This is a genomic window from Halobacillus sp. 12SKB, assembly GCF_052941655.1.
In genome coordinates this window covers 1,550,757-1,565,127 of sequence record NZ_JBRFWR010000001.1, presented here as the reverse complement: position 1 = coordinate 1,565,127, position 14,371 = coordinate 1,550,757, and the positions used below count along the sequence as shown (strand labels likewise).

General features: G+C 46.5%; 11 protein-coding genes. 1 reads left to right on the top strand and 10 read right to left on the bottom strand.

From position 1 onward, the window contains the following. Positions 1 to 71: 71 nt before the first annotated feature. The 3 genes from ACQ4XT_RS07605 to rpoE all read right to left on the bottom strand — a co-directional run bounded on the left by ACQ4XT_RS07605 (position 72) and on the right by rpoE (position 4,276). A complete protein-coding gene (locus ACQ4XT_RS07605) occupies positions 72 to 1,184 on the bottom strand; it encodes an IS110 family RNA-guided transposase (RefSeq protein WP_446852965.1) in 1,113 nt (370 codons plus the stop codon). 633 nt (positions 1,185 to 1,817) lie between these two features. Further along, positions 1,818 to 3,422: a CTP synthase gene (gene pyrG, locus ACQ4XT_RS07600; RefSeq protein ID WP_446853157.1), complete on the bottom strand. Its 1,605-nt coding sequence runs from the start codon at positions 3,420 to 3,422 to the stop codon at positions 1,818 to 1,820. A gap of 311 nt (positions 3,423 to 3,733) precedes the next feature. Then, entirely contained in the window at positions 3,734 to 4,276 is a 543-nt protein-coding gene (rpoE, locus tag ACQ4XT_RS07595) for a DNA-directed RNA polymerase subunit delta (RefSeq protein WP_446853156.1), read from the bottom strand. A 251-nt stretch (positions 4,277 to 4,527) separates the two neighbouring features. Here rpoE and ACQ4XT_RS07590 point away from each other — a divergent pair, with 251 nt between their 5' ends. Beyond that, complete coding sequence (locus tag ACQ4XT_RS07590; protein WP_446853155.1) at positions 4,528 to 4,842, top strand: hypothetical protein; 315 nt, start codon at positions 4,528 to 4,530, stop codon at positions 4,840 to 4,842. Between the two features lie 155 nt (positions 4,843 to 4,997). On the opposite strand, the gene icmF is transcribed toward ACQ4XT_RS07590, so the two are convergent. From icmF to mmgA, 7 genes are read right to left on the bottom strand one after another with little or no spacing between them, the layout of a single operon-like run. Beyond that, positions 4,998 to 8,243 (bottom strand): fused isobutyryl-CoA mutase/GTPase IcmF, encoded by a 3,246-nt coding sequence (icmF, locus tag ACQ4XT_RS07585; protein WP_446853154.1) that lies wholly within the window; start codon positions 8,241 to 8,243, stop codon positions 4,998 to 5,000. A 15-nt stretch (positions 8,244 to 8,258) separates the two neighbouring features. Beyond that, positions 8,259 to 8,885, bottom strand: coding sequence for a TetR/AcrR family transcriptional regulator (locus ACQ4XT_RS07580; RefSeq protein ID WP_446853153.1), 627 nt, complete (start codon positions 8,883 to 8,885; stop codon positions 8,259 to 8,261). A 2-nt stretch (positions 8,886 to 8,887) separates the two neighbouring features. Next, positions 8,888 to 9,826, bottom strand: coding sequence for a methylmalonyl Co-A mutase-associated GTPase MeaB (meaB, locus tag ACQ4XT_RS07575; RefSeq protein ID WP_446853152.1), 939 nt, complete (start codon positions 9,824 to 9,826; stop codon positions 8,888 to 8,890). Between the two features lie 12 nt (positions 9,827 to 9,838). Further along, positions 9,839 to 10,978: an acyl-CoA dehydrogenase gene (locus ACQ4XT_RS07570; RefSeq protein ID WP_446853151.1), complete on the bottom strand. Its 1,140-nt coding sequence runs from the start codon at positions 10,976 to 10,978 to the stop codon at positions 9,839 to 9,841. Positions 10,979 to 10,990: 12 nt separating this feature from the next. Further along, positions 10,991 to 12,136 carry an acyl-CoA dehydrogenase gene (locus ACQ4XT_RS07565; RefSeq protein WP_446853150.1) on the bottom strand — a complete coding sequence of 382 codons (1,146 nt, stop codon included), beginning with the start codon at positions 12,134 to 12,136 and terminating at the stop codon, positions 10,991 to 10,993. Positions 12,137 to 12,157: 21 nt separating this feature from the next. Beyond that, complete coding sequence (locus ACQ4XT_RS07560) at positions 12,158 to 13,009, bottom strand: 3-hydroxybutyryl-CoA dehydrogenase (protein ID WP_446853149.1); 852 nt, start codon at positions 13,007 to 13,009, stop codon at positions 12,158 to 12,160. A 13-nt stretch (positions 13,010 to 13,022) separates the two neighbouring features. Beyond that, positions 13,023 to 14,210 carry an acetyl-CoA C-acetyltransferase gene (gene mmgA, locus ACQ4XT_RS07555; RefSeq protein WP_446853148.1) on the bottom strand — a complete coding sequence of 396 codons (1,188 nt, stop codon included), beginning with the start codon at positions 14,208 to 14,210 and terminating at the stop codon, positions 13,023 to 13,025. Between the last annotated feature and the right edge of the window lie 161 nt (positions 14,211 to 14,371).

The following is a 14,371-nucleotide window of genomic DNA, read 5'->3' as shown; positions in this document are numbered from 1 at the left end:
TTGCCTTCGAGCCCTAATCTCATAAATCTATGGGTAAGAGACTTACGTTTCATCTTTTTATATCTCAGTGCTTAATGGCAGATTTCTTCATCTAATTCTTGAGTCACAGCCCAAATAAATCCTGCCAATTCTCTGGCTACGGCGGTGATTGTTTTCCCCTGTTCTTTTCCTCTAGATAATAAACGAAAGTATTTATTGTGAAGTCTGTGTTGGGCTTTCCAAGAGATCGACAGAATATTGGCCGGCTGTCCTTTTTGTCGTTTTTTCAAATCTCCTTTTACAGCCGGTTGGTGTCGATAACTCCAAGAAGACTCAATCAATAAACGCCTCACATGACGATTTCCTGTTTTCGTGATACTTCCTTGTTTACGACTTTCCCCACTCGACGATTCGCTCGGAATCAACCCTACATACCCCATGAAATGTTTAGCGGTTGAAAAGCGTTTAAAGGAACCAATCTCAGCGACAAGACTTACAGCCGTAATCTGAGCTATTCCCCTTAAGGATTGGAGAGCTTGAATCGTAGGTGCATGAATGCCTTCCGCCGCTTGGATATGAATTTCTTCTTCAAAGCGTTTAATACGCTGTTCAATTTCTTGAAGATGGTGGTAATATTCTTGAAAGACGCAACGTAATAAAGAATTTTCAAGCTTAAGCGCATTTAGCCATTCCCGATATTTCTTTGTCCATGCGTTTACTCCGCTAGGTGGTTGAATGGAATGGCGAAGTAAGAACTTGGTCAAACGGTGTTTAGCCCTTAACTCGTCTTCTTTCGCATCTTCGCGAGCTCTCACAAGATCACGAAGAGCTTCGTCTTCGTGGGTAGGAACATAAATCGAAGTTAACTCACCAGCTCGGTATAATTGAGCGAGGCGGATGGAATCTCGTCGATCGGTTTTAATACGTTCCCCTGGCCTTTGGGGTATTAGAGACGGAGCAATAACCTCACAATGAAGTCCTAAGGCAAGAAACTGCCTGTACAATGGGTATCCAGTAGGTCCAGCCTCATAGCAGAAACGCAAGGTGGAGGGATCTCCGAGTTTTTTCACTAAGTTTCTTATTCCTACTGGGGTGTGAGGAATAACTCCAAAATACCTCGGATTCTCTCTACCTTCCTCCGCAATAGCAACAGCAATTTTTTCTTTTGATACGTCTAAACCTACGTATTTAATGGTATCCTTCATAGTAACTAGCTCCTTCCGTAATGTAGCTCTGATTTAGGTAGTGTTTTTAACAGTAAACAGTCTACCCAACTCAACCTACGATTTTACGAGTAAGGGGCTAGTTTCGTTCATGATAACTCGGACTGCGTCCTGTGGGGTCTCACCCTGCACTTTTTTCCCGCAGGAGTCTCGCCATTCCCCTCCGCCCTTTGTCATATAAGTATCTCGAAACCACTTACGGAATAATCTGCTGTTATGCACATAGATATTGGAGGAGAATCAACTCCCAAGGACGCTATTCTGCATGCGAAAATCCAGGTAATAAGAGCTTTATACTTATAACACGCTAGCGGAAAGCACCCTCCCACATTGAAGAGGTTCGTTTTTCCCCTACATCGAATGGGGTGGTTGGGAAGCTGCGAGACTCCCGTGGGAGAAAGGAGATAGGCGAGATCCCGCAGGGCGTTAGCCCGAGGAAGCTCGCCACTCCCCCACAGGAAAGCGAGTAGCTTCCCAGCCACCCTTGGCGCTCCCTCGAGGCAACGAACCCCGGAAACATCTAGGAACTGGATTTCCCACAACTCTTCCATATACTTAAAGAACTCTAAAAAGAGCCAATGTCCCTTTCAGGGACATTGGCTCTTTTTTTATTTATTATTGATTTGTTTTCATTGCTGCGCCGACGAAGCCGTGGAATAGTTCCTGTGGGCGGGTCGGGCGTGATTTGAATTCTGGGTGGAACTGGCTGGCTACGAACCATGGATGATCTTCCACCTCGACGATTTCAACAAGGCGGCCATCCGGGCTTGTACCGGAGAATTTGAATCCAGCCGCTTCCATTTGTTCACGGTAATGGTTGTTAAATTCGAAGCGGTGACGGTGACGCTCATATACAACTTCTTCGCCGTAAGCTTCCATCGCTTTCGTGCCTGGTTGCAGGCGGGATGGATAGATACCAAGACGAAGAGTACCGCCAAGATCAGACACTTCTTTTTGTTCCGGAAGAAGGTCGATGATCGGGTGCTCTGTGGACGGATCGATTTCTGCTGAGTGCGCTCCTTTTAGACCAAGGACGTTTCGGGCAAATTCGACGGTTGCCAGCTGCATACCAAGGCAGATTCCAAGGAAAGGCACATGGTTTTCACGGGCATAGCGAATCGCATCGATTTTACCTTCGATTCCTCGGTCACCAAAACCTCCAGGAACAAGAATTCCGTCTACACCCTGCAGTTCATCTGCAACATTCTCGGCGTTCAAGTTTTCAGAGTTCACCCATTTAACGTCTACATCAGAATCATAGCTGTAGCCGGCGTGCTTCAATGCTTCTACTACGGAAATGTAAGCATCCGGAAGCTCTACATACTTACCGACAAGCGCAATCGTTGTTTTATGCTGAAGGTTTTTCACTTGGTCAATCAACTTGTTCCACTCTGTCATGTCAGCCGGTGGCAAATCTAAACCGAAGTGCTGACAAGTCAGCTCATCCAACTTTTGTTCCTGCAAAGTGATCGGTACATTGTATAGGGTGTCGGCATCACGTGCTTCAATAACCGCGTCTTTATTAATGTCACAGAACAGAGCGATTTTTTCTTTCATATCTTCAGAAATCGCCATTTCTGTACGAAGGACGATGACATCAGGCTGGATACCCAGTGAGCGAAGTTCCTTGACACTGTGCTGTGTCGGCTTTGTCTTCATTTCACCTGCTGCATTCAAATAAGGAACAAGCGTACAGTGTAGGTACATCACATGCTCACGACCGATGTCACTCTTGATTTGACGAATCGCTTCAAGGAATGGAAGGGATTCGATGTCCCCGACTGTACCACCGATTTCCGTGATGACGACATCTGCATTCGTTTCGTGACCAGCACGGAAGACACGTTCTTTGATTTCATTCGTAATGTGAGGGATGACTTGGACCGTCCCTCCCAAATAATCACCACGACGCTCTTTTTTGATGACGTTGGAATAAACTTTTCCTGTCGTCACGTTGCTGAATTTATTCAGGTTGATATCAATGAAACGCTCATAGTGACCAAGGTCAAGGTCTGTCTCTGCACCATCATCGGTTACGAAAACTTCCCCATGTTGATAAGGGCTCATTGTCCCCGGGTCTACGTTAATGTAAGGATCGAATTTTTGGATCGTCACTTTCATGCCTCGATTTTTTAACAAACGACCTAAAGATGCTGCCGTAATTCCTTTTCCTAAAGATGATACGACACCGCCAGTTACGAAAATGTATTTTGTTGCCACGTTGAATCCCTCTTTCTCTATTTGTCTTATTTAGTTATTCACTAATCCTTGCGATTTGATAAGGGGCAATTACATAAATGCACAAGCGTCCAGGAAGACCTCCATGGCGGAACTTCATGCCCGTAAAAGAGCTTGGACGCTGAATGATACAAAAGCACAGGCGCCTTAGCCATAACCAAGGCGCCTATCGTGATCGTATATAAAAAACAAAAAACGCTCCCCTCTCTCGGGGAGCGTTTGGAAATTTCGTTTAAGGAAATTAAAGAGCCCAAATAAGATTCTACTGATTTGACTTTTAAAAGTCAACCACCTTATTTATCTTCTTCTTCGTCGTCATCTCCAATGAAGCTGATGTCATCTTCTACGATTTCTTCCTCTTCTTCATCCAGGTCATCATCTTCATAATCACCTTCGAAGTCATCGTCGTCATCCAGATCTAAATCTTCATCTGTCAGCTCAAGATCATCTTCAAGCTCGTCCTCTTCTGCATCATCGAATTCGGATACACCCAACTCATCTTCAAGCAGTTTGGAAGGCTTCTTCTTCTTCTTTTTCTTTTTACGTTTTTGTGGAAGGTTGGCAATCTCCTCTTCCATTTGCTCTACCGGGTACCACTTCTTCAATCCCCAACGGTTTGTTCCGATTGTCATGAATTGACCGTCGATATTCATGTCCGTATAGAACTGGGCGATGTATTGTTCTCTCTGTGCATCAGTAAAACCTTTCATGTCTGCGATGCGCTTGAAGATTTCATTAAAGTCAATCGCTTCTCGTTCTTCTTCTAGGATTTTAGTAGCCAGTACAATCATGGAAGTTTCTTCAATTTGCTCTCGGCTCATTTGTTTTAAGCTCACGGTCCAGCACTCCTTTATATAAACAAAATAGAATAAGTGACCTCATGGGCATACGAATCACATTTAATCATACCATCCATTATATGAGTTGGCCTTACAAAAATCAAATAGAGTCTTCCTTACCTTTTCTAGACAAACCTACATGAATTTAAACTTTCGATATAAAATAGAGGTTAGACATATAGGTTGGTGTTCCAGCAGTTTTATTTTAAAATAAAGATAGAATTGATCGAAAGAAGGAGAGACGAACTGTGCAAAATCATCCTTTTAACTGGGTGGCCTCCATTATCGCCGCCTTAGTCCTAGGCATATGGTTATTTACAAACTTCGGCATGATCCATGAGGAACATAAAGAAGAAGCAGAAATCACTTCGAAAACTCATAATGATGAAGGTTATTTTGTAGAAGTGGATGACAAGAAAATCCACGTCAAAGATACGAGTACATGGATGCTTTTAAAAGAAGGCGAAACGTATAACCTTACTTATGAATGGTATGGAATGAAAAAACCTTATGTAACCGAAGTGAATCAGGCCCATGACGATGATCAGGTCGGCGGTCACTAATAGAATGGCCCTCGCTAAGTTAGCGAGGGCTGTTTTTTTATTCGCAGGTTTAGACAATATATTTGCGACTTTCTACTATATATTAGCAGGTTTCACCATTATTTTAGTGATTTCCCTCCATATATTAGCGATTCGTCCCAATATATTAGCAACCGCTACATATTCCTTCTGTACTGACCGCCAACTTCATAAAGCGCGTTCGTAATTTGACCGAGGCTCGCGACTTTGACGGTTTCCATTAATTCTTCAAAAATGTTTCCTCCACCTGAGGCCGCTTGTTTCAAACGATTCAATGCTTCCCCGGCTTCGCTCTCATGGGACGATTGGAAGTTGCGTAATTCTGTAATCTGGTGCTCTTTTTCTTCTTTGGACGCACGTGCAAGTTCCATGGAGTCGATTTCCTCTTCGGAAGGCGGATTCGGATTCAAGTACGTGTTCACACCGATGATCGGAAGTTCACCAGAGTGCTTTTTCCCTTCATAATAAAGGGACTCTTCCTGGATCTTTCCGCGTTGATACTGGCGCTCCATCGCACCGAGAACTCCGCCGCGGTCATTGATGCGTTCAAACTCCTGCAGCACAGCTTCTTCTACAAGGTCGGTCAGCTCTCTAATGATATAGGATCCTTGCAGGGAGTTTTCGTTTTTCGTCAGGCCGAACTCTTTGCTGATGATCATCTGAATGGCCATCGCTCTTCGAACCGATTCCTCTGTCGGTGTCGTGATCGCTTCATCATAGGAATTCGTATGCAGGGAATTACAGTTATCCTGGATGGCGATCAGCGCCTGCAATGTTGTACGGATGTCGTTGAAGTCAATCTCCTGTGCGTGCAGGGAGCGGCCGGACGTTTGAATGTGATACTTCAACTTCTGGCTTCGTTCGTTCGCTCCGTATTTATCACGCATGACGATCGCCCAAATCCGTCGGGCCACACGGCCGAGGACGGTATATTCCGGATCCAGACCGTTGGAGAAGAAGAACGACAGGTTTGGTGCGAACTTGTTGATGTCCATTCCTCTGCTCAAGTAATACTCGACATACGTGAATCCGTTGGCCAGTGTGAAGGCAAGCTGTGTAATAGGGTTCGCCCCTGCTTCTGCGATATGGTAGCCGGAAATGGACACGGAATAATAATTGCGCACTTCGTTTTCGATGAAGTACTGCTGAATATCTCCCATCATACGAAGCGCGAATTCCGTAGAGAAGATGCATGTGTTCTGCCCTTGATCTTCTTTTAGAATATCAGCCTGGACCGTGCCTCGGACAACATTGATTGTCTGCGCTTTAATGGACGCCGCTTCATCGGCATTCGGCTCCCGGCCGTTTTCTTCCTTGAACTTTTCAAGCTGCTGGTCGATTGCGGTATTAAAGAACATGGCAAGAATGATCGGCGCCGGGCCATTGATCGTCATAGAAACGGATGTAGACGGGTCGACAAGGTCAAAACCGTCGTACAGTTTTTTCATATCTTCCAGTGTACAAATGTTGACGCCGCTTTCTCCGACTTTCCCGTAAATATCCGGGCGTTCATCCGGGTCTTCTCCATATAAAGTAACAGAGTCGAAAGCTGTACTTAGACGTTTCGCTTCGTCACCTTCTGATAAATAGTGGAAGCGGCGGTTGGTCCGTTCAGGCGTTCCTTCTCCTGCGAACTGACGCTTTGGATCTTCTCCTTTCCGCTTGAACGGAAATACTCCTGCTGTAAAAGGAAAAGCACCCGGAACATTTTCACGAAGCAGCCATGACAGACGGTCGCCCCAGTCAGTGTACTTCGGAAGCGCAACTTTTGGAACCTTCGTCCCGCTCAGGCTCTCTGTCGCAATATCCATTGTGATTTCCTTATCGCGCACTTTAAATGTGTACGTATCTCCGCTATATCGTTCATGAAGCGCATCCCAGTCCTCCAGCTTCTCTTTTGCATCAGGAGCAAGATGACGTTCATAATCTTCGATCAAGCGCTGAAGGCTTTCTTTTGTTGCTTCATCCTCTACGAGCTCAACCGTACCTTTCAGCTGATAGAGTTTGCGCGCTTTTTCTGCCTGGTCTTCTGTTTCGTTATGGTAATTGCGGACCGCTAGTGCAAGATCACGCAAATACTGCTTACGCTCATTTGGGATGATCACGTTTTGTTTTTCTACTTTTTCAAGACCAGAGAAAGAGGTTTCATCCTGCCACGAGAATCTTTCGTTCAGCTGATCGACAATTGCCGCAAACAGCGTATTGGTTCCAGGGTCATTGAACTGACTTGCGATCGTCCCATAAACCGGAAACTTGCTTTCATCTTCATGGAAAAGCATATGGCTGCGCTGGTACTGCTTTTTCACCTGATTAAAAGCGTCTTCTGATCCTTTTTGTTCAAATTTATTAATAACAATAAAGTCTGCAAAGTCGATCATATCGATCTTTTCAAGCTGTGATGGTGCACCGAATTCTGCTGTCATGACATACATCGATAAATCAGTGATGTCAGTGATTGCCGCATCCCCCTGGCCGATTCCACTCGTTTCAACGATGATGAAATCGACACCAGCCGCTTTAACGACTTGGATCGCTTCTTCAACCGCTGTTGAAAGTTCGGAACGGGCATCTCTGGTTGCCAAAGAGCGCATATATACACGCGGGTTGAAAATGGCGTTCATACGGATGCGGTCGCCAAGTAAGGCCCCGCCTGTTTTCTTTTTGGTAGGATCGACAGATAAGATGGCGATTTTTTTATCAGGAATTTCATTGACGAAGCGGCGGATCAATTCATCCGTAAGCGAGCTCTTTCCCGCTCCCCCTGTACCTGTGATTCCAAGAACGGGAATCGTTTTTTTCTGTATTTTTTCAACAGCGCTCTCAAATGCTGCAACGGCTTCCCTTTCTTTCTTCGGCGTATTCTCAACATAAGTAATGAAACGCGCGATGGACTGATGATCTCCAGATGAAAGGCCCTCGACACCTTTTTCTACATCAAGAGGTGGCAGGAAATCGCATTCTTCTATCATTAAATTGATCATGCCCTGCAGGCCTAGTGTACGACCATCTTCAGGTGAAAACACGCGGGCTACGCCGTACTCATGAAGCTCTTTAATTTCACGAGGGATGATGACTCCTCCCCCTCCACCGTAAACGCGGATGTGGCCGGCGCCCTTCTGTTCCAGCAGATCGACCATGTACTTAAAGTATTCCACATGTCCTCCCTGGTACGATGAAATCGCGATCCCTTGAGCATCTTCCTGGATCGCCGCATTGACCACTTCCTCTACGGAACGGTTATGGCCGAGGTGAATGACCTCCGCCCCTGTTGCCTGTAGAATCCGTCTCATAATATTGATTGATGCATCATGGCCGTCAAAAAGACTCGAGGCCGTCACGAAACGGACAGGGTTTTTCGGCTTATAGACTGTCGGTTGTTCCATATCCGATCATCCTTTCTATTGAAGTGTTTCTTCTTTATCGAGACCTTTCAACAACAACTGAATTTGCGTATTGGTGTAGCTTTCGATCGTGAACGTGCGCTGAAGAATCCAGCGGCGGAATCCCCACATCTGTCCCTGGACAAAAATATTGTTGGCGATCAGCTTGATCTCTTCATCCGGGTGCTCTCCAGGAAGACTGTTGACGATGACTTGTTCGAGCATCGCCACCATATCGCGCTCCTTTTGCAACACGTAATCCTGAGCATCGCGCGGCAGGGATTTGACTTCCTGATACATGACAAGGACTTCATCCTGCATATCATCCATCAATTGAAAGTAGGAGCGAATCGCGTGGATCAAACTTTGTACACTCGTCTGATGAGGATCGATCGCTTCTTCCATCCGCTCTTTGACTCGCTGGTAAATGGAGTCACAGACGAGAAACAGAACATCCTCTTTCTTTCGAATGTATTCATAGAGAGTTCCGATACTGAACCCGGAAGCCTTGGCAATTTCACGGGTCGTCGTCTTATGGAACCCTTTTTCTATAAAAAGAGTGACCGCTCCCTTGATCATCTGATTCCTACGCTTGGAAACGAGCGCTTCATCTTTAATGGTTGAAGGTACTTGTTTTTCAGCCAAACTCACTCCCCCTTTCTTCCCCATTCACGAAACCAGGATCTGGCCAGTTCATAAGGATCCGCATCCGGGTTTTGAAAAGCTTCAAGCTTCTGTGTATCTTTTTCAATCTCACCTTTGACTTCCCGCCAAATTTCTTCCCGGATCAAATCGTACACTTCCAGCTGGAGCTGCTGTTTTCGACGCTCCGCCCCTTTGTTCGTCTCATACAAAAACTCACGGTGGCTTTTCATACTTTTGTAGAGTTCCGCCATCCCTTTCGCTTCGGTTGAAATCGTTTGAACAATCGGCGGTTCCCATCCTTCCGGCTGCACGATCATCATGTATTCTTCAAGTGTGGATTTTAGTTTTCTTACTCCCGGTAAGTCTGCTTTGTTGATGATGAACAGATCGGCAATTTCCATAATCCCTGCTTTAAAAATTTGCAGGACGTCTCCACTATTCGGTGTCAGCACAAGTCCTGTCGTGTCAACGACCTTCATAATATCGAGTTCGGACTGACCGACACCGACCGTTTCAACGAGAACCACATCGAATCCGTAAGCATCACACACACGGATACTGTCTTTCGTCGCCCGTGCTAAACCACCAAGGCTTCCTCTTGTCGCCATACTTCTGATAAAGATCCCGGGGTCGAGAAAATGCTGGTTCATCCTCGTACGATCACCAAGCAGTGCGCCTCCACTGAATGGACTGGTAGGATCGACCGCTATGACAGCGACTGTAAGGTCCTGCTGTCTTAAATAAGTGAGCAGTTGATTGATGAGCGAGCTTTTCCCCGCTCCCGGTGAACCTGTAATGCCAATGTAATGCGCCTGTTTTTGTATAGAAAATACATCGCTCATCAGCGTGAGTTTCTCTCTATCATCATTCTCGATCAACGTAATGGCTCGGGCCAACGCCCTCATATCCTGCTTTTGAATTCGTTCAGCCAGTGGATGCATCACGCAGACCTTCTATTGGGTGACCATACGGCCGACAACGAGTCTTTGGATTTCTTGTGTTCCTTCATAAATTTGAGTGATTTTCGCATCACGCATGTAACGCTCGACAGGATAATCTTTCGTGTAGCCATAACCTCCGTGTACCTGGACCGCTTCTGTTGTCACTTTCATCGCCGTGTCTCCTGCAAACAATTTAGCCATGGCAGAAGCCTTGGAATACGGCAGTCCCTCCGACTCTAAATAAGCGGCCTGGTAAGTAAGCAGACGAGAGGCTTCAATTTCTGTCGCCATATCGGCGAGCTTGAAAGAAATTCCCTGCAGATGAGCGATCGGCTTGCCGAACTGTTCACGCTCTTTGGCATAGTTGACCGATTCATCGAGGGCTCCCTGTGCAATTCCAACAGCCTGGGCGGCAATTCCGTTACGACCACCATCAAGGGTCATCATCGCCACTTTAAATCCTTTGCCTTCCTCGCCGAGCAGGTTTTCTTTAGGAATCTTGCAATCTTCGAAAATCAGTTCTGTCGTTGGAGACGAACGAATGCCGAGCTTTTTCTCTTTCTTGCCGGTCGTGAATCCTGGTGTATCTTTCTCCACGATAAACGCGCTGATGCCACGATTACCCTCATTCGGATCTGTTTTCGCAAAGACGACGTAGATGTCCGCGACGCCGCCATTTGTGATCCATACCTTGCTTCCATTCAACACATAATGGTCTCCATCAAGTTTCGCCTGCGTACGCATGGAAGACACGTCACTACCTGCTCCTGGTTCAGACAAAGCGTAAGCTCCCAGCGCTTCACCTGAAGCGAGCTGAGTCAAATACTTTTGCTTCTGTTCTTCTGTACCGAATTTATAGATCGGCCAGCTCGCTAAAGAAATATGTGCCGAAAGGGTGACCCCTGTCGAAGCACAGACGCGGGAAAGTTCTTCAACTGCGATCACATAGCTGACGAAATCAGATCCGATGCCGCCATATTCCTCCGGCCATGGAATCCCCGTCAAACCAAGCTCAGCCATTTTATTGAAGATTTCACGATCGAAGCGTTCCTCTTCATCCCTTTCAGCAGCTGTTGGTTCCACTTCATTCTTGGCAAAATCGCGAACCATTTTTCTAAGCATTTCTTGTTCTTCTGTTAAAGTAAAATTCATTCTGTGATCCTCCTAGTCTCTGATCAGATGATTGCCTATGACGATTTTTTGGATTTCACTTGTACCTTCATATATTTCACAAACTTTGGCGTCCCTGAAAAAGCGCTCGACCTCATAATCTTCCGTGTATCCATATCCACCATGGACCTGCACAGCTTCAATCGACGCTTTCACCGCTGTTTTGGAAGCCATCAGTTTGGCCATTGACACTTCTTTTCCACACTTTTTACCGGCCGCCTGCAGAGAAGCCGCGTTATAGACGAGAAGCTTCGACGCTTCCACTTCTGTCGCCATATCGGCGAGTTTGAACGATACGCCCTGCAAATGTGCGATTGGACGCCCGAACTGCTCTCGTTCTTTGGCATAAGAGACGGCATGCTCAAGTGCCGCTTCCGCAATTCCAAGGGACTGGGCGGCAATGCCGATTCGCCCGATGTTCAAATTGGCAAGCGCAATTTTATACCCTTCCCCTTCTTCTCCGAGTCGTTGAGAAACGGGAACCTCGCATTGGTCAAAGTTCAACGAAACGGTACTGGAACCGTGCAGCCCCATCTTTTTCTCTGCCTTTCCGATGGAAAAGCCAGGGGTGTCCCGCTCTACAATAAACGCACTCAATCCTCTCTTTGTTTCCACATCCGGATTCGTACGGGCGAAAACGATGAATGTATCTGCATTTCCTCCGTTGGTGATGAACACTTTAGAACCGTTGAGAATGTAATGGTTCCCTTGCTTTACTGCTCGTGTTTTCAGACTGCTCGCATCAGAACCCGCACTCGGTTCTGTCAGGGCGAATGCTCCTAAGTATTCACCTGATGCCAGTTTCGGAATGTATTTGTTCTTCTGTTCTTCTGTACCGAAATACAGAATGGGATTTGTTCCAACCGAGGTGTGGACAGATAGAATGACTCCGAGCGTCGCACTCACCTTTGAAATTTCTTGAATCGCGATGATATAGGAGATGTAATCCATCTCGGCACCGCCATATTTCTCTGGAATCGGCACGCCCATCAATCCTAGTTCCCCCATTTTCGGAAGCAGCTCGGAAGGGAACCGATCCTCCCGTTCCATCCGCTCCACGGCAGGTGCCACCTCTTTTTCCGCAAAATCGCGGACCATTTTTCTCATCATTTCCTGTTCATCCGTGAACTGCAAATTCATTCTCGCTCTCCCCTTCACACGTTATTCGTAGGTGTAAAAACCGCGTCCAGACTTCTTCCCGAGCCATCCTGCTTTCACGTATTTACGCAGAAGCGGACAGGGACGGTATTTGCTGTCTCCAAATCCTTCATGAAGGACTTCCATAATATATAGACACGTATCAAGACCGATAAAGTCAGCAAGCGTAAGTGGTCCCATCGGGTGATTCATCCCGAGTTTCATGACGGCATCCACATCTTCAGGAGATGCTACTCCTTCGTGAACCGTATAAATCGCTTCGTTGATCATCGGCATTAAAATGCGATTGGAGACGAACCCTGGAAAGTCCTCGACTTCTACAGGTGTTTTTTCCAATTGTTTCGTCATATCCTCAATCGCCTGATACGTTTCATCACTTGTTTGGATAGCACGTATGATTTCCACTAACTTCATAACCGGTACAGGGTTCATGAAGTGCATGCCGATCACCTGCTCTGGACGTTTGGTCGCAGCAGCAATTTCCGTAATCGGTAAGGAAGAAGTATTCGTTGCTAAAATGGCATGTGAAGGAGTGATTTCGTCGAGCTGTTGAAAAACGCTCACCTTCACATCCATGTTTTCAACGACAGCCTCTACAACAAGGTCACAGTCCGAGGCGTCCTTCAAGTCGGTTGTTGTCTGTAAGCGGCCATATGTCGCTTTTTGATTTTCTTCAGTCATTTTCCCTTTTTCAACCGCTCGCTTCAGGCGCTTTTCAATGCCTGCAAGGCCTTGATCCAAGGCATCCTGGCTCATGTCATTCATCTTTACGTTCAATCCGGCCTGAGCAAAGACCTGGGCAATCCCCGCACCCATCTGGCCTGCTCCTATGACCATGACTTGATTGATTGTCATCCTGCATTCCTCCTTATTGTTTCGGTACCTCGATCAATACGGCGTCTCCTTGACCTCCACCTGAACAAATCGCGGCGATTCCAAGTCCACCGCCGCGACGCTTCAATTCGTGAGCAAGCGTGAGAAGAATACGCGCACCACTGGCTCCAATCGGGTGTCCAAGCGCAACGGCCCCGCCGTTGACGTTCACTTTCTCGTGATCCAGTCCTGCGATCTTACCACTCGCTAAAGAAACAGCAGCAAAAGCTTCGTTCACTTCAAACAGATCGATCTCTTCAATGGATTTTCCGGCTTTTTTCAACAATTTATTAATGACAAGCCCTGGCGTCTGTGGGAAATCCTGAGCTTCAACAGCAATTTCATCATGTGCGAGAATCGTAGCCAGTGTCTCCGCACCCAATTCTTCCGCTTTTTCATCAGACATGAGCAGCATAGCGCAGGCTCCGTCGTTGACCCCGGGGGCATTTCCTGCCGTGATCGTTCCCGTTTTATCAAAAACAGGACGAAGTTTAGCCAGAGCTTCGACCGTCGTATCTTTTCTTGGCGCCTCATCTGTATCGACAACTTTCGGATCGCTTTTTCTTTGAGGAACTTCAACAGCTGTGATTTCTTCACCCATCGTACCTTCTTCTATCGCTTTCACAGCTCTTTGATGGCTGCGATACGCCCATTCATCCTGCGCTTCTCTTGTTAATTCGAATTCTTCAGCCGTCCGGTTTCCGTAGTTGCCCATATGGACATTCTCGAACGAACATGTCAATCCATCATGCACCATCATATCTTTAACGGCACCGTCGCCCATACGGAATCCAAAGCGTGCTTTCGGCATAAAGTAAGGCGCATTGCTCATGCTCTCCATACCACCAGCAACGATGATTTCCTCTTCCCCTAAACGGATGAACTGATCGCCCATCGTCACACTTCGCATACCAGAGGCACAAACTTTGTTTACGGTTTCTGTTTTTACATCCCAAGGAATGCCCGCTTCTCTTGAAGCCTGGCGGGAAGGCAGCTGACCCTGACCGCCCTGAAGGACAGTCCCCATAATGACCTCATCCACATCTTCTGCTTTCACGTTCGCACGTTCCAAAGCTGCCTTAATGGCGATTCCCCCAAGCTGTGCAGCTGTCAAAGGTGCAAGGGATCCTCCTAATTTTCCAAAAGGGGTACGGGCTCCAGCAACAATTACAGTTTTACGCATGTTTATTCCTCCTCTTATTGATAACGCTTTCAAAAATGACGATTGAACGCTCGCTCAAAATCGTCCCATAAGGAAAGTGTACATAAAATGCTGTACACTTTCCACAATTTTCATACTATTTTTTCTTTTAACGAGCTCGTTCGACGGTTAAAATATTGGTC